This is a genomic window from Williamsia sp., assembly GCF_036566845.1.
Classification (GTDB): Bacteria; Actinomycetota; Actinomycetes; order Mycobacteriales; family Mycobacteriaceae; genus Williamsia.
In genome coordinates, this window is record NZ_DATCVM010000262.1 from 1 (window position 1) to 19,144 (window position 19,144).

The window sequence follows — 19,144 nt, forward strand, 5'->3', positions numbered from 1 at the left end:
GGCGCCCACCACTCCCACCCCCTGACCCCACACCACAAACGAGCCACCTATACGAAGACGAGCCACAAATATGTGGCTCGTCTTCGTATAAGTGGCTCGTCTGCGAGAGCGGGCTATGCCGAGGGGTCGTAGCCCATCGGCAGGATGACCGATTTGTGTTCGACGTAGGACTCGAGGCCCTCGGTTCCGTTCTCGCGGCCGATGCCGGAGTTCTTGTAGCCACCGAACGGTGAACCGGGATCGATTGCATACCAATTGACGCCGTAAGTCCCGGTCCGGATCTGGGCGGCGATCTCGAGGCCACGTTCGACGTCGGCCGTCCAGACGGTTCCGGCAAGTCCGTAGTCGGAGTCGTTGGCGATGGCGATCGCCTCGTCCTCGGTCTCGTAGTCGATCACCGAGATGACCGGGCCGAAGATCTCTTCCCGGGCGATGGTCATGTCATTGGTGACGCCGGTGAAGATGGTGGGACTGAGGAAGTAGCCCGATTCCAGCCCATCGGGCCGGGCGCTCTCGAGGACCGCGACGGCGCCGGCATCCTTGCCCTGCTGGATGTAGTCCTCTACCTTGCCGCGCTGCTTCTCGGTGATCAGAGGTCCGAGTTGGGCCTCCGGGTCGCTGGGGAGTCCCGGCTTCAGCAGTTTGGCGGCCTCGATCATCGCCGCGACGATCTCGTCGCGCTTGCTGCTGGGAACCAGCACACGGGTCTGGGCGACGCAGGCCTGTCCGGTGTTCATCAGGCCGGTGAACGTGAGCATGCCGGCGATCTCGGCCGGGTCGGCGTCCGCGAGCACGATGGCGGCGGACTTTCCGCCGAGTTCGAGTGAGCAGCGCTTGAGTTGTTCCCCGCACGCGGCGGCGATCGCCCGGCCTGCCGCGGTCGATCCGGTGAAGGTGATCTTGTCGACATCGGTATGGGCAACAAGCGCTTTACCGGTCTCGGGGCCGCCGGGGACGACGGACAGCACACCCTCGGGCAGGCCGGCCTCGGTGAACAGTTCGGCGATGTAGTTCGCCGACAGCGGCGTCTCGGGGGCGGGTTTGAGGACCACCGAGCAGCCGGCCGCCAGAGCCGGGCCGAGTTTGTTGCAGATCAGGAACAGCGGCACGTTCCATGCGGTGATCGCCCCGACGACACCAACCGGTTCGCGGGTGACCTGGGTCTTGCCGAACAAGCCGTCCCGGTACTCGAACCAGCTGTAATTGATTGCTGCTTTGGCATACTCGCGAAGGACGCCGGTGGCTGGGAGTTGCTGGAGAGTGCTCACCGCCAGTGGGGGAGCGCCCATCTCCGATGCAACGAGATCTGCGATCTCGGTGCCGCGTTCGTCGATCAGGTCCGCGACTTTCGCGATGACGGCTGCCCGGTCTTCGGGGGAGGTGTTGCGCCAGACGCCTGAATCGAACGCGGCCCGTGCTGCTTTCACCGCGGTGTCCACGTCGGTGGCATCGGCGAGCGGTGTGCTGCCCACACGCTGTCCGGTGGCCGGCGAGAAGACCTCGAGAGTGTCAGCGGAATGGGAAGGTGTCCAGCGCCCGCCGATCAGCAGTTCGCTGTAGTCGCGCGAGGTGGGTGGTGCCGCGTGGGCGGTGTCCGTCATTGGTCCTCCAGATGTGGTTGCCTCTGGGTACCGATAGTAGAACACGTTACAGTTTTGCGGCAGGAAAATCTTGGCACCCCTGTTCCCCGCGCAGGTGGGAGCCGACTTGTGGGACTCGACGCAGGGGTGTGCGTGCGCGGCCCGCACCCGTCGTTCATCTTGAAGGACGAGGTCGGCGACATCTACGCCAGTTCGCAGGTCCGAACCTTGCAGACTGCCCCGCGCACCGAAACTGCAAGCGTGAACTGCGGAGATCTCCCTGAGGTGATCTCCGCAGTTCGCGTCACGGGTTACTCAGGTGGAGGGGCGGGCGTCGATGACAACCTCGAACTCGAGGAGGCTCGCGCCTGAGGCCACCGGGTTGGCGTTCTGGCCGGCGTGGGCCGCGCGAGCGGGTCCCGCGGACCAGGCGGCGAAGTCCTCCTCGGTCTCCCACTGGGTCACCACGAAGTAGCGATCGTCGCCCTTGACGGGGCGCAGGAGCTGGAACCCGAGGAAGCCCTTCGATCCGTCGACGGTGTGGGCGCGCTGGGCGAACCGCTTCTCCAGTTCGGGTCCGGCACCTTCGGGGACAGAAATCGCGTTGATCTTCACAATTGCCATGTCGCTCACCCTACTGTCGTCGGTCGCGCGGGTGAACCCCGTCGACTCCCCTCGCAGGTGCTGCTCCACGGAGACCATCGCGGCTAAGGTTCTACCTCGTGAGCGCGGACATCGGATTCATCGACTACGGCGGAAGGCCGGACGGCGCGCCGATAGTCCTGTTGCACGGACTGATGGGCAGGGGGCGGACCTGGCGGCGCCAGATTCCTTGGTTGCGTGGTCATGGCCGGGTGTTCACCTACGACGCCGCCTACCATCGGGGCGCCGACGACACCGTCCCGGCCGATCCCGAAGCCCTGTCCACAGAACGCTTTGTCGCCGATCTGGCCGAGATCCTCACCTGGATCGACATGGGGCCGGCGGTGCTGATCGGCCACTCCATGGGTGGTCTACATGCATGGTGTGCCGCCGCTGAGTACCCGGAACTGGTCTCGGCGTTGGTGATCGAGGACATGGCCCCGGACTTCCGCGGGCGGACGACCGCTGGTTGGGAACCCTGGTTCTCGTCGTGGCCGGAGCGTTTCGATTCACTCGGACATGCGCAGTCGATGTTCGGTCAGGTTGCGGGACAGTACTTCTATGAGGCGTTCGACGACGGAGCCCTGCATGGCCGGCTGGAGATCTGGGCCGAGATCGCCGAAGAGTGGGGGCGCCGCGACTTCTGGCAGCAGTGGCAGACGGTCGACGTCCCGGCACTGCTGATCGAGGCGCAGAACAGTGTGACGCCCGACGGGCAGATGGCGAAGATGGCTGCGGCGACGCACAATTCGATCCTCTTGCAGGTGGCGGGTTCTGATCACCTGGTGCACGACTCCGCTCCCGACGAATACCGCGGCGCGGTCGAGGCATTTCTGTGCGGCCTGCAGGACACCGCTCAGGGTCGGAGCTCGCGGATTCAGTCCCCTTCGCCCGCCAAGGCGTAACGACCGTCGGATGTGACCTCCGCAAGCCCGTCGACGAGGAGCGAATCGAGCGCACGGTCGCGCTGAGCGGTGTCCGAGGTCCACACGATGTCGAGCGATGCGCGAGGAACCGGAATGTTGCTGCCGCGCAACACGTCCAGAAGCAGACCGCGAACCTGACGGTCGGTACCGGCGAACTTCTGCACCTTGCGCGCCGGGCCGGTGTGAGCCGGTTGTCCGGTGGTCAGCCACAGACAGTCGGTGAGCGGGCAGCTCTGGCATCTCGGGTTCTTGGCGACGCACACCAACGCGCCCAGCTCCATCAATGCCGCGGAAAACCTCGGCGCACGATGGTCGTCCGGCAACAGTGCCTGTGCGTCACCGAGATCCGCCCGCGCCGGATTGCCCGGTTCCGCGCGGCCATGTACTGCCCGCGCGATCACGCGCCGGACGTTGGTGTCGACCACCGGCACCGATTGCCCGTAGGCGAAGCACGCGATGGCCCGTGCCGTGTAGTCGCCGATGCCCGGCAGCGTCAGCAACACGTCGACGTCGGCGGGAACCACATCTCCGTGTTCGGCCGCGAGGACCGCCGAACACGCGTGCAGGCGCATCGCCCGACGCGGATAGCCGAGCTTGCCCCAGGCCCGCACGACCTCGCCCACCGGGGCCGCGGCCATCGCCGAGGGCACCGGCCACCGCTGCACCCACTGCTCCCAGATCGGTGCCACCCGGGACACCGGGGTCTGCTGCAGCATGATCTCGCTGATCAGGATGTGCCAGGCGCTCACGCCGGGCCGCCGCCAGGGCAGGTCGCGTTCGCTTCGATCGAACCAAGACAGGAGCTTGCCGGGCGGGACCGAACCGGACAGGGGCAGAATGTCAGCCATGTCGCAAAAAACTCCGGCTCAAGCATGGAAGAACCTGCGTGAAGGTAACGAACGCTTTGTCGCGGGCAAGTCGAATCATCCCAGTCAGGGTATCGAGGACCGGGCGCGTCTGGCGTCGGGGCAGCACCCGCAGGCAGTCCTGTTCGGTTGCGCCGATTCTCGAGTCGCCGCGGAGATCATCTTCGACCAGGGTCTGGGCTCGATGTTTGTCGTCCGTACCGCGGGGCACGTCATGGACTCCGCGGTCCTCGGTTCGATCGAGTATGCCGTCGAGGTGCTCGATGTCCCGCTGATCGCGATCCTCGGACACGACAGCTGCGGCGCGGTCAAGGCCACCCTCGAGGCCCTCGACGATCTGCAGATTCCAGGGGGCTTCATCCGCGACGTGGTGGAGCGGGTCACACCGAGCATCCTGGCGGGTCGCAGCGAAGGGCTCACCCGGGTCGACGAGTTCGAGGCGCGCCACGTCAAGGAGACCGGCCGATTGTTGGTTCAGCGCAGCCGGCTCATCTCCGAAAAGGTGGAGAGCGGAAAGTTGGGCATCGTCGGACTGACGTACGAGCTCGCGGAAGGCGCGGTCAGTTTGCGGGGGACACTCGGCGAGGTCGAGGACGATCCATGCATGCCCAGCCTCGCATCCTGACCTGGCGGTGAGACGTCGCGCACAGCATCGTCTCGCGACACGCCGCCCGAGGTCAGACAGCCGACGGCACGCTCCCATTAGCGTCGGGGTGTGTTAGATCCCCAGGGCCCATTGCCACCGGAAATTTATTGGCGTCGACGCGCACTCGCTGTCGGCGTATTGGTGGTTGTCCTTGCGGTCGTCGTGGGATTGGTTTTCTGGGTCACCAGTGGTGATGACGCAAACAAGAACACCGCCAACGGCACCGACCTCTCACCGACGACGAGCTACGCCCTCCCGTCGGCCTACAACGATCCGTCGGGTTCGCCATCGGCCAGTGCCGGAAGCGGCGGAGGCGGTGGCGGTGGCGGCGATGTCGCGCTCGGTCAGACGGATGCCTCGGCGACGCCCGGACAACCCGGTGCGACGCCCGCAGGCGAGACCCCGGCACCGGTGCCGGCGAGCGGCCTGTGCCCCGACCAGAACATCTCGGTTGTGCTCTACACCGACAAGCCCGCCTACGCCGAGGGTGAGCAGCCGATCTTCACGATCGCCGTGACCAACGCCGGACTGTCCGAGTGCACACGCGACGTCGGCAAGGCGATGCAGAGCGTGACCGTGCTGAATCTCGCCGGTGACCGCCGGATCTGGGCCTCGGGTGACTGCGCTCCGGTCGCAGGTGTCAACAACCAGCTCCTCAAGCCGGGCCAGCAGGTCCAGGACACCATCCAGTGGTCGGGCACCACCAGCACGCCGGGTTGTGAGACCCCACGCGAGCCGGTGGTTCCGGGTTCGTACCAGGCCGTCGCCAAGATCGGCGAAAAGGCCAGTGCGCCGATCACATTCAACATCGATCGCGCGAACGCCCAATAGCCTCAACACAAAACCACCCGTTCCGGTCAAAACCACACGTTGCAACATGTGGTTTTGACCGGAACGGGTGGTTTTGTATCGGGGTGGGCGTCGAGCGTCAGTCGAAGCGTTCGATGCTGGATTCGGCCAGCCGGGAGAGGCCCTCGCGGATGTGGCGTGCCCAGATGCTGCCGATGCCCTCGACGGCCTGCAGGTCGGCGGCGGTTGCGGCGAGGAGCGCCTGCAGGGTGCCGAAGCTGCGGACCAGTCGATCGATGTGGGCGAATTGCAGACGGGGGATCCGGGCCAGCAATCGGTATCCGCGGGGGCTCATCGCGGTGTCCTGGGCGTCGACGGTGTTCGGGTAGCCGAACGCCCGGGCCAGCGCCGTCAGGTCGAGAAGGTCGGCGTCGGTGAGCTTTTCGATGGCGGCCAGGGCCTGCTCGACCTCCTGCGTGCTCGCCGGTTCCGGACTTGCGAAATAGTCGCGGACCACCAGTTCGCGCTGAGAGTCGTTGTCGCCCACGAGTTCTTCGAGCTGCAGGCTGAGCTGGCGGCCGTTCACACCGAGCTCGACGACGTAGTACTCGATCTCATCGGACACGCGACGGACCATCTCCAGTCGCTGGACCACGGTCATCGCATCGCGCAGCGTGACGTAGTCCTCGATCTCCGAACGGGACAGCGCGGTGCTGACCTCGTCCAGTCGGGTCTTGTATCGCTCGAGCGTCGCCACCGCCAGGTTCGCACGCGAGAGGATCGCATCGGACCCCTCGACCACATAGCGGATTCCGTCGACGTAGGCGGACACGATCGACATCGACGCGCTCACCGAGATCACCGGATATCCGGTCTGGATGGCGGTGCGCTCGGCGCTGCGGTGCCGGGTACCGGATTCCTCGGTCGGAATCGACGGGTCGGGAACCAGCTGCACGTTCGCCCGGACGATCCGTGCGCCGTCGGTGGACAGGACAACCGCGCCGTCCATCTTCGACAGCTCCCGCAGCCGGGTCGGCGCAAACGCCACGTCCAGATCGAAGCCACCGGCACAGATGCTCTCGACCTCGGGATCATGCCCGATGACGATGAGAGCGCCGGTGCGGCCACGCAGGATGCGTTCGAGGCCATCTCGCAGGGGTGTGCCGGGTGCGAGCCGGGCGATCGTCGTGCGGAGCAGATCGGAGGCCGGAACCTCTGGCATGAGGCGCCTTTCTGTAGTAACGCGAGTGCAACTAGATTAGCTGTCTGTGAAAACCTCTTTTGTTCTGCCCGACGAGCTCGTACCCGCGATCCGGTCGCCCAAGGCCCCGCCGCCGGGAGAAAGCGTGCGCGCGCACAATCCGATGTGCTTCGGATGCGGGGAGCAGTCCGAGAGTGGACTGCACGTGGTCGCGATCGCGGGCGAGGACACGAACGCAACCGTCCGCATGCAGGTCGCGAAACGTTTCGAGGGTGGTCCGGGCACGATCCACGGCGGCATCCTCTCGACCGCATTCGACGAGGCGATGGGCCTGACCCACTACATCGTCGGCCATGTCGCGGTCACCGCGCATCTCGAGATCGACTTCGCCAAACCGATCCCACTCGGGTCGGAACTGCGGATCGAGGCCGAAACCGTCGGGACGGTCCGACGCAAGCTGTACTCCCGTGCGGTCGCGTACCTCGGCGACAGCACCGAGCCGGTTGCCGCGGCGCACGCGATCTTTGTCATCATCAAACCGCTCGAGCACTACAAGGACAGCTTTGCCGTGAGCGGTGCCGCGGAGTTCTACTCCGAAGCCATCGCACGTAAGGAGCGCAGCGGCGGGGTCTAGATCCGCGAGTCAGTGCCGCGAGATCAGAATGAGAACGGTCCGGCGGGGCCCTTGAGCGCCGCGCGCATCGCGGTCTGGAGGTCTGCCACCTGGGTGATCTTGATGCCCGACGGCAGATCGATGGATCCGGCCGGGACGATGGCGTGTTTGAAGCCCAGTCGCTTGGCTTCGGCCACGCGACGACCGACCCCGGCCACACGGCGGACCTCCCCGGCCAGGCCGATCTCACCGAGGGCGACCATCGACCCCGGCAGTGAACGCTGGGCGAGAATGGAACTGAGCGCGAGTGCCACCGAGAGATCGGCGGCCGGTTCGCTGATCTTCATGCCGCCGACCGTGGCGACGTAGACGTCCTGGTCGTATGTGGGCAGGTTGGCGCGCGCCGCGCAGACCGCCAGAATCATTGCCACCCTTGCCGAATCGAGCCCGACCACGGCCCGCCGGGGATTCGCCAGGCTCGACTTCGACACCAGTGCCTGGACCTCGCCGAGCAGTGGCCGTTTGCCGTCCATCGCCACGGTGATCGCGGTGCCGGCGACACCGATGTCGCGGTGGTGCAAGAACAATTCTGAGGGGTCGGTGACCTCATGGATGCCGTCTTCGCGTTGTTCGAAGCAACCGACCTCGTCGGCCGACCCGAAGCGGTTCTTGATCCCGCGGACCATACGCAGCGGTGAGTGTTTGTCGCCTTCGAACGACAGGACCACGTCCACCAGGTGTTCCAGCGAGCGGGGGCCGGCGACGGAGCCGTCCTTGGTGACGTGGCCGACGAGGATGACGGCGATCCCCGCGTTCTTCGCCAGCGAGGTCAATGCTGTTGTCACCGCGCGGATCTGGGTGACGCCGCCGTTCACGCCGTCGACGTTCTGGGCGATCATCGTCTGGACCGAGTCGACCACCATCAACGATGGCATCACCGCTTCGGCATGGCCGAGGACTGCGCCCAGGTCGGATTCTGCGGCGAGGTAGATCTCTTCGTGGACGGCCCCGGTGCGTTCGGCGCGGAGCCTGACCTGTCCGGCGGACTCTTCACCGGTGACGTAGAGGGCCCGACGGCCTTGCAGCGCCCACTGTTTGACGGCTTCGAGCAACAGCGTGGATTTGCCGACGCCGGGTTCGCCGGCCAGGAGCATGACCGAGCCGGGGACGATGCCCTTGCCGAGGACGCGGTCGAATTCGCCGATGCCGGTGGGAAACGCAGCGGCATCGGTTGCGTCGATCTGCGTCATCGGACGCGCTGGAGTGCCGGGAATGGTTGCTGCGGTGGCGGATTTGCCGCCGCCGATTCCGGATCCGCCCACGGTAGCCAGGGCGGCTTCGCTCACCGAGCCCCATTCACCGCATTCGGGGCAGCGGCCAACCCATTTGGCAACCTGATATCCGCAGGCGCTGCAGCGATACGTCGACTTCTGTTTGGCCACTGGGTGACTCTAGCCAGCGGGTCCGACAGCAAGGTGCCGACAGGACCGCGGGTGACGGGTTCCGGTGGTGGCCGGAACCCATCGGCGACTAGTGGTGCTCTTCGACGTGGTCCGCGTCGACCCCGCGCGGCTTGTCCTGACGGGGCAGGACGGCGCCGGCGTCGATCGGGACGTCGATGGTGGTCTCGCCGGCGTTCTCGAACGAGAAGACCATCGGGATGGTCAGGCCGGGTGTGAGGTTATCCGGCGCATCCGTCACGGTCACGGTGATCGGTGTTTCACTCGGGCCGTCGGGCTCGGCGCTGGTCTCCAGCAACAGGGAGGGCTCGCCCGCACGCAGCGCCTGGGCGGGACCGATCGCCGTGTCACCTTCGATCGTCACCTTGCCCGGACCGTCGGCGAACGTGATGCTCTCGAGCCTGTCGGATGTGTCGGGCGACTGGTTGGCGATCAGGAACGCCATCTCGAGCGGCCCGCCGTCGACGAACTCCTCGGTGCTGCCATCCTTCGGGAAGATGATGTGCACGTTGCGCAGTGCCATGGATCCGGCGTCGATCTCGTTGCCGTTGATGGCCGGTGCCTGGTTGGCGGTCTGACTGATCTGGCCCGCGCCGCACGCGGTGGTGCCGATCAGCAGGCCCGAGGCGATGGCTGCGGCGGCGAGGGTCGATACGACTCGACCACGCCGGACGGTCCGAGCGGACGAAAAGGCCTTCGGCCGGGTCGGACCGCCCGTGGGCTGGGCCGATTCTCTCTGCACTGACACCGGTTTTCCTCCGAGGTAGGTCCTGATGCGACGCGCGCCTTGCGTCGTCGGCCCGCGCGGGTACTGGACCAGCGCACAGCAACGCACAATGCGTGCACTACGGAGCGTAGTGGGCGACTGTCGGGAGAGCCCGATGGGGTGGCGAAAACCATGTATTTCGTAGCCATGGCCTAGCTGGCATGATGATTCTCATGAGTGAGAATCTGATTTCCACGTCGCAGCGCGCCCAGGTGGGCGGTCGGCCGGGGATGGTCCTGCCCGGTCCGGTGTCGTTTGCGTCCGACTTCGGGCTGACCTCCTATCAGCCGTCGCCGCAGCGCTCGGTCGTCCGTGCGACGCTGACCGACAAACTCCGGGACGCCGGCGGGGCCGCCGGAACGGGTGTTCTCATGACGGTTGTCGACATCGTCGCCTCGGACCCGGCGCTGATCGCCGCATCGCCCGACTGGACCGCAACACAGGACCTCTCGCTGTACGCCGCGGATCCGATCACTCGCGGACCGATTGTCGCGGATGCCGGGCTCGTCCGGGCGGGCAAGAAGGTGGTTGTCATCGCCGTCGACGTCTACGACGGATGTGGCGTGACCGACCTGCGGCAATTGGTCGATGACATCGACCGCGGCGCCCAGGGATTGACCCGGGCCGGCAGTGCACTGGTCGTGTTCGCCCGCATCCCGCGGGCCGCGGCCGTCGACGCCGACATGTATGCGCCGGCAAAAACGGTGGGGACGGTCAGGGAGCGCACGCCGATACCCGTCGACGGGACGGTCTACTCCCGGCTCGGCATGCGTGTGATCGATCCGGGTGCCGGAGTCCTCGAACTCGATCTCACCCCGTTTGTCGTCAACCAGATCGGCACCATCCAGGGTGGCGCGCTGGCAGTGCTCGCCGAATCGGCCGCCTGCGCCATGCGACCGGGAATGGTGGCCTGCGACATGCAGATCCACTATCTGTCGCAGGTGCGGGTCGGTCCGGCGCGGGCGAGTGGCGTGGTCGTCCGGGATGCCGGTGATCACAGCGTTGTGGATGTCCGGTTGGTCGACGCGGGTACCGATGACAGCGTGCTTGCCCTGACGACGGTGACACTGCGGCAACAGTCGAGGGCCTAGGGAGCTCCCGCAGGTGTCGGGCTCTGGATCCGGAGCCGGTGGACAGTGGTCTGGAACGGTGCCCAATTTCGGTCCGCGGACCAGGGCCGGAGGGGTTCGGGCCATCGGAGTTCGGCCGGTGTGCCAGCACACATTTCAGTTGCCGTCAAGGCTTCTGGTCACGCGACAATGCCGCTGACCTGCACCGTTGGCTGATGGCGCGGAATGCCCCGTGCTAGACTGGAGAAATCGAAAGGGGCATGGAACATTGAATTTCAAAGTTGGTGACACCGTTGTCTACCCCCATCACGGTGCCGCACTGGTCGAAGACATTGTGACCCGAACCATCAAGGGCGAGGCAGTAGAGTACCTCGTTCTCAAGGTGGCCGATGGTGACATGACAGTTCAGATTCCATCGACAAAGCTCGAGTATGTGGGAGTCCGCGACGTAGTCGGGGAAGAGGGTTTGGGCAAGGTTTTCGACGTCCTCCGGGCACCTCACACCGAAGAGCCCACCAACTGGGCTCGCCGGTTCAAGGCAAACCAGGAGAAGTTGATCTCCGGCGACATCATCAAGGTCGCCGAAATCGTTCGCGACCTCTGGCGTCGTGAGCAGGATCGCGGTCTGTCCGCAGGCGAGAAGCGGATGCTCACCCGCGCTCGCCGTGTCCTCGTCGATGAGCTCTCGCTGGCGCAGAACACCAACGACGAGAAGGCTTCGATCATTCTCGACGAGGTTCTCGCCGCAGCTTCCTGAGCGTGCCGGCTCGATTCCGGTGTCTACGGTCGCATTGATCCCGGCTGCAGGTCGTGGAGAGCGACTCGGCATGGGTTTACCAAAAGCGTTTGTCGACCTCGCAGGTCAGAGCATGTTGCATCACTGTGTGCAGGGTGTTGTGTCCAGCGGGGTCGTCGATCGTGTCGTCCTCTCGGTACCCGCTGATCTCGTCGATCAGGTGCGGGCCGAGTTTCCCGAGGCCACAGTGGTGGCCGGAGGTGCGAGGCGTTCGGATTCGGTGAAGGTCGCGTTGCTGGCCGCACCATCCGACTCTGATGTGGTGCTTGTGCATGACGCCGCCCGCTGCCTCACGCCCGCTTCGTTGTTCGCAGATGTCGTCGACGCCGTCCGATCGGGCGCGACCGCGGTTGTCCCCGCCTTACCGGTGGTGGACACCATCAAGTCTGTCGACCCCACCGGCATCGTCACCGGAACCGTCGACCGCGCGCCGCTGCGAGCGGTGCAGACTCCGCAAGGATTCGATTACTCAGTGCTCAAAGCTGCCTACGCCGCTGCCGAAACCGATTTCACGGACGACGCCGGTCTCATCGAATCCCAGGGGATCGATGTACTGACGATTCCGGGCGACCCGCTGGCCTTCAAGATCACCACCCCGTGGGATCTGAACCTGGCCACGTGGCTGCTGACGGATCGGGCTCACGCGTGAGGGTGGGTATCGGTACAGACGTTCATCCCATCGAGGTCGGCAGGCCGTGCTGGATGGCCGGGCTGCTCTTTGCCGACGCTGATGGGTGCGCGGGGCACTCGGATGGCGATGTGGCCGTTCACGCGCTCTGTGACGCGCTGCTGTCGGCAGCGGGTCTCGGCGACCTGGGGTCGGTCTTCGGTACCGGGCAGCCGCAATGGGACGGCGTCAGTGGCGCCCGGATGCTCGAGCACGTGCGTGAACTGTACGAAGCGCAGGGATTTGTCATCGGCAACGCCGCAGTTCAGGTGATCGGTAACCGGCCCAAGATCGGGCCTCGCCGCACCGAGGCGCAACAGGTCCTCAGTGCCGTACTCGGCGGGCCGGTCTCGGTCTCCGCCACCACCACCGACGGTCTCGGACTGACCGGACGGGGGGAGGGCATTGCTGCCGTCGCCACCGCACTGTTACTTGACCAGTAGGATTGCCGATCGTGACCCTGCGCCTTTACGACACCGCCGCCCGAGAGCTGCGTGATTTCACGCCGATCCGCCCCGGACACGCCTCGGTGTACCTGTGCGGCGCCACCGTCCAGGGAGTTCCGCATATCGGGCACGTCCGCAGCGGTATCGCCTTCGACATCCTCCGTCGCTGGCTGACGCACAAGGGCCTCGATGTGGCATTCGTGCGCAATGTGACCGACATCGAGGACAAGATCCTGCGCAAGGCGGCCGAGGCGGGCCGCCCCTGGTGGGAATGGGCGGCCACCCACGAACGTGAGTTCAGCAAGGCGTATGACCAGCTCGGAGTGCTGCCGCCGTCGGCTGAGCCGCGTGCCACCGGGTTCATCACGCAGATGGTGGAGTACATGGAGCGTCTGGTCGATCGTGGCCACGCCTATGCCGCCGACGGCAACGTGTACTTCGATGTCCAGAGCCTGCCCGACTACGGATCGCTGTCGGGGCACCGGCTCGACGATGTTCATCAGGGTGAGAGCGCGGGCACCGGCAAGCGGGACCCCCGCGACTTCACCCTGTGGAAATGCGCCAAACCCGGTGAACCGTCCTGGCCGACCCCGTGGGGTCGCGGTCGTCCCGGCTGGCATCTGGAATGCTCGGCGATGGTCACCTCCCTCCTCGGTCCGGAGTTCGATATCCATTGCGGCGGAATGGATTTGATCTTCCCGCACCACGAGAACGAACAGGCTCAGAGTCACGGCGCCGGCGACCCGTTCGCCCGGTACTGGATGCACAACGGGTGGGTCACCATGGGTGGCGAGAAGATGTCGAAGTCGCTTGGTAACGTCGTCGCGATCCCGGCGATGCTGCAGCGCGTTCGGGCCGTCGAGCTCCGTTACTACCTCGGCAGCGCCCACTACCGCTCGATGCTCGAATACACCGAAGGTGCGCTCAAGGACGCCGCCGAAGGCTATCGGCGCGTGGAATCCTTTGTGCAACGGACGGTTTCGCGTGCGGGAGAGGTGCCGGTCGGTGAGATCACGGCCGAGTTCGCCGCCGCGCTCGACGACGATCTGGCCGTCCCCGCCGCACTCGCCGAGATCCATGGCGCGGTGCGGATCGGCAACACCGCGCTGGAGTCGGGCGACCACGAGGCCGCCGTCGCCGCGGCGTCGGCCGTGCGCGCGATGATGGGTCTGCTCGGTGTCGATCCGCTGGCCGAGAACTGGGTTGATGCCAGTGGGGACTCGGGCACCACCGCGGCGCTCGACGTCCTGGTCCGAGCCGAATTGGAACGTCGTACCACCGCCCGGGCCGAGAAGGACTGGGCGACCGCGGACGAGGTTCGGGATCGGTTGGCGCGTGCCGGGATCGACGTCACCGATACACCGGACGGCCCGCAGTGGTCGATGTCCGAAACAAGAGAAACCGTAGAGACGGACCGATGAACGCGACGCCGGCTGTCCCGGTCGTCGAGGAATACAGCGCATTTCGCGTAAGGTGGGTGGCCTGATGGCCGGCAATTCAAAACGTAAAGGTGCAGTTCGCAAAGGCGGCACCAAAAAGGGACAGACCGTGGGTTCGGGTGGCGTACGCCGTCGTGGACTGGAGGCCAGGGGAGCGACCCCGAAGGCAACGGAACGTACGTACCACGCGGCGCACAAGCGTGCGAAGGCCGCGACCAAGAGTTCGGGTGGACCCACCGGCGGGCGCGCGCCGCGCGGCAAGCCGACCGCCGACGGCCCCGAGTACGTGCTCGGCCGCAACCCTGTCGTCGAATGTCTGCGGGCGAAGGTCCCGGCCACTGCGCTCTATGTGGTTCTCGGTGGCGAGGCCGACGAGCGGGTCACCGAGTCGGTGCAGCTGGCGGCCAACGCCGGCATCTCGATCCTCGAGGTGCAGCGCCCCGAACTCGACCGGATGAGCTCGAACGGCATGCACCAGGGTCTGGCCCTGCAGGTGCCGCCCTACCGGTACGCCCATCCGAGCGACCTGATGCAGCAGGCGATCGACAGCGGTCGTCCGCCGTTGCTGGTGGCCCTCGACAACATCACCGACCCGCGCAACCTCGGTGCCGTGATCCGCTCGGTGGCCGCGTTCGGTGGCCACGGAGTGGTGATCCCGGCCCGTCGCAGCGCCTCGGTCACCGCGGTCGCGTGGCGGACCAGCGCCGGTGCGGCAGCGCGCCTGCCCGTCGCGCAGGCCACGAATCTGACTCGCACACTGAAGGATTGGGCCGAGACCGGGGTTCAGCTTGTCGGTCTCGATGCCGATGGCGATGTGACCCTCGATGACTACGACGGTTCCGGACCCACGGTCATCGTGGTCGGATCCGAGGGCAAGGGCCTCTCGCGGCTGGTCCGCGAATCGTGTGACTCGATCCTGTCGATCCCGATGGCCGGTGACGTCGAGAGCCTCAACGCCTCGGTCGCGGCCGGTGTGGTTCTCGCCGAGTTCGCCCGCCAACGCCGCTCCTGACCCCCGACCTCCGATTTTGGTGGCTTTTGGTGAGCCCCACCTGGGGTTTTGCTCGCCAAGACCCACCAAAATCGGAGGTCGCGGGGGGTCAGGCGGGGTCGCCGCTCAGGAAATTGAGCACTACCAGATTCACGACCGCGGGTGTCTCGATGGGGACGAGATGGGTTCCGGGGAGCACCGCCAACCGGGCATTCGGCAACTGATCCACGATCGCCAGGCTGTGTTGCACCAGCACCTCGTCGTGGTCGCCTTGCAACACCAGCGTCGGCGCGGACACGGTGGCGAGGTCGGTCAGATCCATCTCCGGCTCGCTCGCGATCATGGCGTTGGTCTTCTCGAACACCACCGGGAAGTGGTCGTCGCCGTCCGGTGAGGCCGAGGCGTAGTCGGCCCGGAGAAACTGCACGATGTCGGAGTCGATGTCATCGATCGTGTCGAGGATCCCGCCCGCCGCGCGGCCCGACGAGTTCAGGTACTGACCCAGGACGACCATTCTGTCGACCAGGTCCGGTCGTTTGCGGGCGACGATGAAGGCGATCACCGCACCATCGCTCCATCCGACGATGTGCGCGCGGCCTCCGACGACCTCGTCGAGATACACGATGGTCTCGTCGGCCATCGTCTCGTAGTGGAACTCCTCGGTCACGTCGGCACTGTGCCCGTGTCCGTGCCGTTCGGGGACATGGACCCGGAACCCGGCCTCCACGAAGGGCTGGAACTGGCCGCCCCAGTCCGCAGCACTTGAGAATGCGCCGTGAAGCAGTACCAGGGCGGGGCCAGATCCGGCCACCTGATGCCAGATGGGGGTGCCGGGCTCTGGATGGCTGATTGTGATGTAGCCGGTGAAGTCGGTGGTCATGACCTCGAGGATTCCAGATCTGGACCGTGTCGGCCCGGCGAATCGGACGATGGCGGGCAAGTGTCCGCTATCTGCCGTTAGGGTCGGGTACATGGCCAGTGCAAGCACACGAGTGACACTTTCCGACGGTGTTGTCGCCGGCGTTCGCGACGGCGACATCATCCGGTGGCGGGGCATCCCCTACGCCGCACCCCCGGTAGGCGACCTGAGGCTGCGTGCCCCACAGCCGGCCATCGGCTGGACCGGGGTGCTGGCGGCAAACAGTTTCGGCAACGCGCCGCCTCAGAACCCGAAGTACGCGATCGGGGAGGGCGGCAAGAAGCAGCCGGTCAGTGAGGATTCGCTGATCTTGAACGTGGTCGCCCCGGCGCGGGCGTCCACCGAGCCCCGCCCGGTGATGGTCTACATCCACGGCGGCGCCTACATCCTCGGTTCGACGGCCACACCGCTCTACTACGGTCACGACCTGGTTCGGCGCGGGGACGTGATCTTCGTGTCGATGAACTATCGCCTCGGGCCACTGGGGTACGGAGATTTCCGGGCACTGTCCACACCGGAGCGGCCGTTCGAGACCAATCTCGGGCTCCGTGATCAGGTGGCGGCGCTGCAGTGGGTGCAGGACAACATCGCGGAATTCGGCGGAGATCCCGGCAACGTCACCCTCTTCGGCGAGAGTGCCGGTGGAAACGCCGTGACGACGCTGATGGCCACCCCGGCGGCGGAGGGTCTGTTCCACCGCGCGATCGCCGAGAGTTCGGCGCCGATCCTGACGCTGCACCAGCACTATTCCCAGAAGTGGGCCGGCAAGTTCACCGAATTGCTCTGTGCCGACATGGGTGTGGACGACCCGGCCGAAGCGCTGGTCAACGGGTCACTCGCCGAGATCGGGCGGGCCGGCCACCGGCTGGCGCGCTGGGTCACCGAGGACACCCCCGGACTGCTGCCCTTCGGGCCGGTCGTCGACGGCGACTATCTGCCGGAGTCGCCGCTGGACGCGTTCGCGGACGGGACGGCGCATCGGGTCCCGATGATCATCGGGACCAACCGCAACGAGGGCACCTTGTTCAAGCGGCTGCCGCAGGGCATGTTGTCGACCGAGGAGTCGATCACGGCGATGTTCGCCGCCACCGAACCCGACGCGCAGGACCGTATCGTCGGCGCATACGGGGGCTTCCCGAAGCCTCGATCGATGGTGAAATTCGGCGGGGACTACATTTTCTGGGTGGGCACGATCGCGGCAACCGAAGGCCACTCCCAGCACGCGCCCACCTACGCCTACCGGTACGACTACGCCCCGCGGCTGCTGAAGTGGCTGGGTTTCGGCGCCACGCATGCGACGGAATTGTTTGCCGTCTTCGGGATCTATCGCGGCAAGGTCGGCAAGTTGCTCGCGCAGGGCGGCGATCTGCGCAACGCTCTGCGTGTCACGTCGGAGGTCCAGGATCAGTGGCTGGCGTTCGCGAAAACCGGTGAGCCGCTGGAATCCTGGCCGCGCTACACTCCGAAGGTCCGCGCCACCAGGATCTTCGACAAGCACTCCTACGTGGAGATCGACCCTTATCGCGCCCGGCGCGAGGCGTGGGCGGGATTCGGTGATTATGTGGCCTCTGTTCCGGGAATCGAACGGGCCACGGAGACAATGGAGAGTATATGAAGCGAGTGTTCACGTCGGCCGCCGAAGCCCTGGAGGCGGTCGGTTCCGAACTCGGTAAGAGTGATTGGCTGGAGATCACGCAGGATCGCGTCAACCAGTTCGCCGACGCCACCGGGGACCACCAGTGGATCCACGTCGACGTCGAACGCGCCAAGTCGAGCCCCTTCGGTGGCACGATCGCACACGGCTTCCTGTCGTTGTCGCTCATCCCGATGCTCGCCGCCCAGATCTACGGCTTCGAGAACGTGAAGATGGCGCTGAACTACGGCAGCAACAAGGTTCGCTTCCCGTCACCGGTGCTGGTCGGGTCGAAGGTACAACTGACGACCACCCTCGCCGAGGCGACCGAACTCCCCGACGGCGCCGTTCAGGTGGTCTTCGGGCACAGCCTCGCCATCGAGGGAGCCACGAAGCCGGCGTTGGTCTCGGAGATGGTTGTCCGGGTTCTTTTTTGACGGTCACACGTCGTTTCAGCGCAGTGTGCCGCGGATCAGCAGGAGTATTGCTGGCCGCGGCACTGCTCGTCGGTTGCAGTGACTCCGGTGATGACGCCTCCGACGACAACGGGGCTTTCATCACGACATCCCCGACGCCATCACAGGTGACGTCGACAGCGCCGGGAACGTCCGAGCCCCCGCCGTCTTCGGCACCGGTCTACTCTCCGCCGTTCATCAGCCGGGTGGCGTGGGCGCAGACGGAGCGGGGGCCGAGCTTGCAGGTGTTTCCGACGGATTCGGGTCGGTACACACCGGGCGAGGGCGAACTCGACGCGGCCTGGATCGAAGTGGTGGCCCTGGACCAGATCGCCGACACCCCCGGCATGCGCGATCAATTCGCGTGCCACTGGCGTTTCGCCCGGCTCGTCGCGCCCGAGAAGACCAGCTGGAACCTCGAACCGTGGCGGCCGGTGGTTACCGAGACGCAGATGATCGCCACCAGGTGCAATCCCGGGGGACCAGAAGAGCAGATCCCCTGACCTGGTGGCCGTGCGTCACCACCCGAGATGTCAGGCCGGTGCGGCGATCCGAACTACCTGGCCGACTCGCAGCACACCCTCCGGATCGTGCCGGTCGGCGAGCGCGCTGAGCCAGGCCCGCGTGTCGTCGTCGTAACAGCCGGCAATCCGGTCAGGTGTTGAGCCTGCGTCGAAGTTCGGCAGTTGCCCGATGGCCCACGGCGCCACCGCGTCGATGATCGAGGCGGCATGCGGTGCGACGTGTTCGGCGATCGGCGGTGCCAGCACCCCGACGACAAACAGGTGGTAACCGGCACCCCGATGGCAGAACGCGCTGCGGTGGGTGGCCGGGCGGGCCATCGCGCCACCGAGGCGGCGAACCTCGACCACCACCTGCGGGGACTGTGATCCGGGTCCGGCGAGGGCGAGCAGATTCTCGAGAGCGATGTCGTTCACCTCGCTCAGGAGGGTGGCGCGTTCGGCTGTGGGCATCGGATCGACGGGATCGGCATGGATCGCCGCCATCGCGGCGTAGGGCATCACCGCGACCGCATCGATCAATGGGGTGGCCACGGCACGCAGGGGAGCGATGAGAGCTTCGGCCGTGGCCGGGTCGGCAAGCGACGCGTATCGGACCGCCACCGTGAGCCTTCCTGCGAGTGGCGGCGGCACGTTCGGCAGTGGCGGTAGCTGGAGAAATGCGATCGAGGTGTTGGCGTGCTCGGGCAGGTCGATACTCCAGTCCCGCCAGGCGCGG

At 66.1% G+C, this 19,144-nt stretch carries 20 protein-coding genes and 1 pseudogene; 13 read left to right on the top strand and 8 right to left on the bottom strand.

Annotated features, from left to right (window positions below; genetic code table 11):
* Positions 1–113: 113 nt before the first annotated feature.
* Both VIQ49_RS25120 and VIQ49_RS25125 read right to left on the bottom strand, forming a co-directional pair.
* The gene (locus tag VIQ49_RS25120; protein WP_331889307.1) at positions 114–1,601 is read right to left on the bottom strand and encodes an aldehyde dehydrogenase; all 1,488 of its coding nucleotides are present in this window, start codon (positions 1,599–1,601) and stop codon (positions 114–116) included.
* Positions 1,602–1,895: 294 nt separating this feature from the next.
* Positions 1,896–2,204 (bottom strand): antibiotic biosynthesis monooxygenase, encoded by a 309-nt coding sequence (locus tag VIQ49_RS25125; protein ID WP_331889308.1) that lies wholly within the window; start codon positions 2,202–2,204, stop codon positions 1,896–1,898.
* Between the two features lie 98 nt (positions 2,205–2,302).
* On the opposite strand from VIQ49_RS25125, the gene VIQ49_RS25130 reads away from it, so the two are divergent.
* The gene (locus tag VIQ49_RS25130; protein ID WP_331889309.1) at positions 2,303–3,127 is read left to right on the top strand and encodes an alpha/beta hydrolase; all 825 of its coding nucleotides are present in this window, start codon (positions 2,303–2,305) and stop codon (positions 3,125–3,127) included.
* Here VIQ49_RS25130 and VIQ49_RS25135 read toward each other — a convergent pair.
* A complete protein-coding gene (locus VIQ49_RS25135) occupies positions 3,100–3,978 on the bottom strand; it encodes an A/G-specific adenine glycosylase (protein WP_331889324.1) in 879 nt (292 codons plus the stop codon). The two genes, VIQ49_RS25130 and VIQ49_RS25135, sit on opposite strands and share 28 nt — an antisense overlap.
* Before the next feature lie 16 nt (positions 3,979–3,994).
* Here VIQ49_RS25135 and VIQ49_RS25140 point away from each other — a divergent pair, with 16 nt between their 5' ends.
* Complete coding sequence (locus VIQ49_RS25140) at positions 3,995–4,639, top strand: carbonic anhydrase (RefSeq protein WP_331889310.1); 645 nt, start codon at positions 3,995–3,997, stop codon at positions 4,637–4,639.
* Positions 4,640–4,729: 90 nt separating this feature from the next.
* A complete protein-coding gene (locus VIQ49_RS25145; protein WP_331889311.1) occupies positions 4,730–5,491 on the top strand; it encodes a hypothetical protein in 762 nt (253 codons plus the stop codon).
* A gap of 97 nt (positions 5,492–5,588) precedes the next feature.
* Here the strand turns inward: VIQ49_RS25145 and disA are convergent, their stop codons facing one another.
* Complete coding sequence (disA, locus tag VIQ49_RS25150) at positions 5,589–6,671, bottom strand: DNA integrity scanning diadenylate cyclase DisA (RefSeq protein ID WP_331889312.1); 1,083 nt, start codon at positions 6,669–6,671, stop codon at positions 5,589–5,591.
* 46 nt (positions 6,672–6,717) lie between these two features.
* Here disA and VIQ49_RS25155 point away from each other — a divergent pair, with 46 nt between their 5' ends.
* Positions 6,718–7,284, top strand: coding sequence for a PaaI family thioesterase (locus VIQ49_RS25155; RefSeq protein WP_331889313.1), 567 nt, complete (start codon positions 6,718–6,720; stop codon positions 7,282–7,284).
* A 23-nt stretch (positions 7,285–7,307) separates the two neighbouring features.
* On the opposite strand, the gene radA is transcribed toward VIQ49_RS25155, so the two are convergent.
* On the bottom strand, positions 7,308–8,705 hold the full coding sequence (gene radA / locus VIQ49_RS25160; RefSeq protein WP_331889314.1) for a DNA repair protein RadA: 1,398 nt from the start codon (positions 8,703–8,705) through the stop codon (positions 7,308–7,310).
* Between the two features lie 88 nt (positions 8,706–8,793).
* Positions 8,794–9,471 (bottom strand): hypothetical protein, encoded by a 678-nt coding sequence (locus VIQ49_RS25165; RefSeq protein ID WP_331889315.1) that lies wholly within the window; start codon positions 9,469–9,471, stop codon positions 8,794–8,796.
* A 191-nt stretch (positions 9,472–9,662) separates the two neighbouring features.
* On the opposite strand from VIQ49_RS25165, the gene VIQ49_RS25170 reads away from it, so the two are divergent.
* The 6 genes from VIQ49_RS25170 to rlmB all read left to right on the top strand — a co-directional run bounded on the left by VIQ49_RS25170 (position 9,663) and on the right by rlmB (position 14,919).
* A complete protein-coding gene (locus VIQ49_RS25170; RefSeq protein ID WP_331889316.1) occupies positions 9,663–10,580 on the top strand; it encodes a hypothetical protein in 918 nt (305 codons plus the stop codon).
* 247 nt (positions 10,581–10,827) lie between these two features.
* Entirely contained in the window at positions 10,828–11,316 is a 489-nt protein-coding gene (locus VIQ49_RS25175; protein WP_020107769.1) for a CarD family transcriptional regulator, read from the top strand.
* Between the two features lie 19 nt (positions 11,317–11,335).
* Complete coding sequence (gene ispD / locus VIQ49_RS25180) at positions 11,336–12,004, top strand: 2-C-methyl-D-erythritol 4-phosphate cytidylyltransferase (RefSeq protein ID WP_331889317.1); 669 nt, start codon at positions 11,336–11,338, stop codon at positions 12,002–12,004.
* The gene (gene ispF / locus VIQ49_RS25185) at positions 12,001–12,465 is read left to right on the top strand and encodes a 2-C-methyl-D-erythritol 2,4-cyclodiphosphate synthase (RefSeq protein ID WP_331889325.1); all 465 of its coding nucleotides are present in this window, start codon (positions 12,001–12,003) and stop codon (positions 12,463–12,465) included. Before ispD ends, ispF begins: the two co-directional genes overlap by 4 nt.
* An 11-nt stretch (positions 12,466–12,476) precedes the next feature.
* A complete protein-coding gene (gene cysS, locus VIQ49_RS25190; RefSeq protein ID WP_331889318.1) occupies positions 12,477–13,889 on the top strand; it encodes a cysteine--tRNA ligase in 1,413 nt (470 codons plus the stop codon).
* Positions 13,890–13,953: 64 nt separating this feature from the next.
* Positions 13,954–14,919 (top strand): 23S rRNA (guanosine(2251)-2'-O)-methyltransferase RlmB, encoded by a 966-nt coding sequence (gene rlmB, locus VIQ49_RS25195; RefSeq protein ID WP_331889319.1) that lies wholly within the window; start codon positions 13,954–13,956, stop codon positions 14,917–14,919.
* Positions 14,920–15,007: 88 nt separating this feature from the next.
* Here rlmB and VIQ49_RS25200 read toward each other — a convergent pair whose 3' ends face one another.
* Positions 15,008–15,778 carry an alpha/beta hydrolase gene (locus VIQ49_RS25200; RefSeq protein ID WP_331889320.1) on the bottom strand — a complete coding sequence of 257 codons (771 nt, stop codon included), beginning with the start codon at positions 15,776–15,778 and terminating at the stop codon, positions 15,008–15,010.
* A gap of 91 nt (positions 15,779–15,869) precedes the next feature.
* Here VIQ49_RS25200 and VIQ49_RS25205 point away from each other — a divergent pair, with 91 nt between their 5' ends.
* The 3 genes from VIQ49_RS25205 to VIQ49_RS25215 are packed head-to-tail and all read left to right on the top strand — an operon-like array spanning position 15,870 to position 18,408.
* Positions 15,870–17,432 carry a carboxylesterase/lipase family protein gene (locus VIQ49_RS25205; RefSeq protein ID WP_331889321.1) on the top strand — a complete coding sequence of 521 codons (1,563 nt, stop codon included), beginning with the start codon at positions 15,870–15,872 and terminating at the stop codon, positions 17,430–17,432.
* Positions 17,429–17,887: a MaoC family dehydratase gene (locus VIQ49_RS25210; protein ID WP_331889322.1), complete on the top strand. Its 459-nt coding sequence runs from the start codon at positions 17,429–17,431 to the stop codon at positions 17,885–17,887. The genes VIQ49_RS25205 and VIQ49_RS25210 overlap by 4 nt, the downstream gene beginning before the upstream one ends.
* A complete protein-coding gene (locus tag VIQ49_RS25215) occupies positions 17,884–18,408 on the top strand; it encodes a DUF2599 domain-containing protein (RefSeq protein ID WP_331889323.1) in 525 nt (174 codons plus the stop codon). The genes VIQ49_RS25210 and VIQ49_RS25215 overlap by 4 nt, the downstream gene beginning before the upstream one ends.
* A 30-nt stretch (positions 18,409–18,438) precedes the next feature.
* On the opposite strand, the pseudogene VIQ49_RS25220 reads toward VIQ49_RS25215, so the two are convergent.
* A pseudogene (locus tag VIQ49_RS25220) lies at positions 18,439–19,144 on the bottom strand (FAD-binding oxidoreductase); the annotation flags it as partial.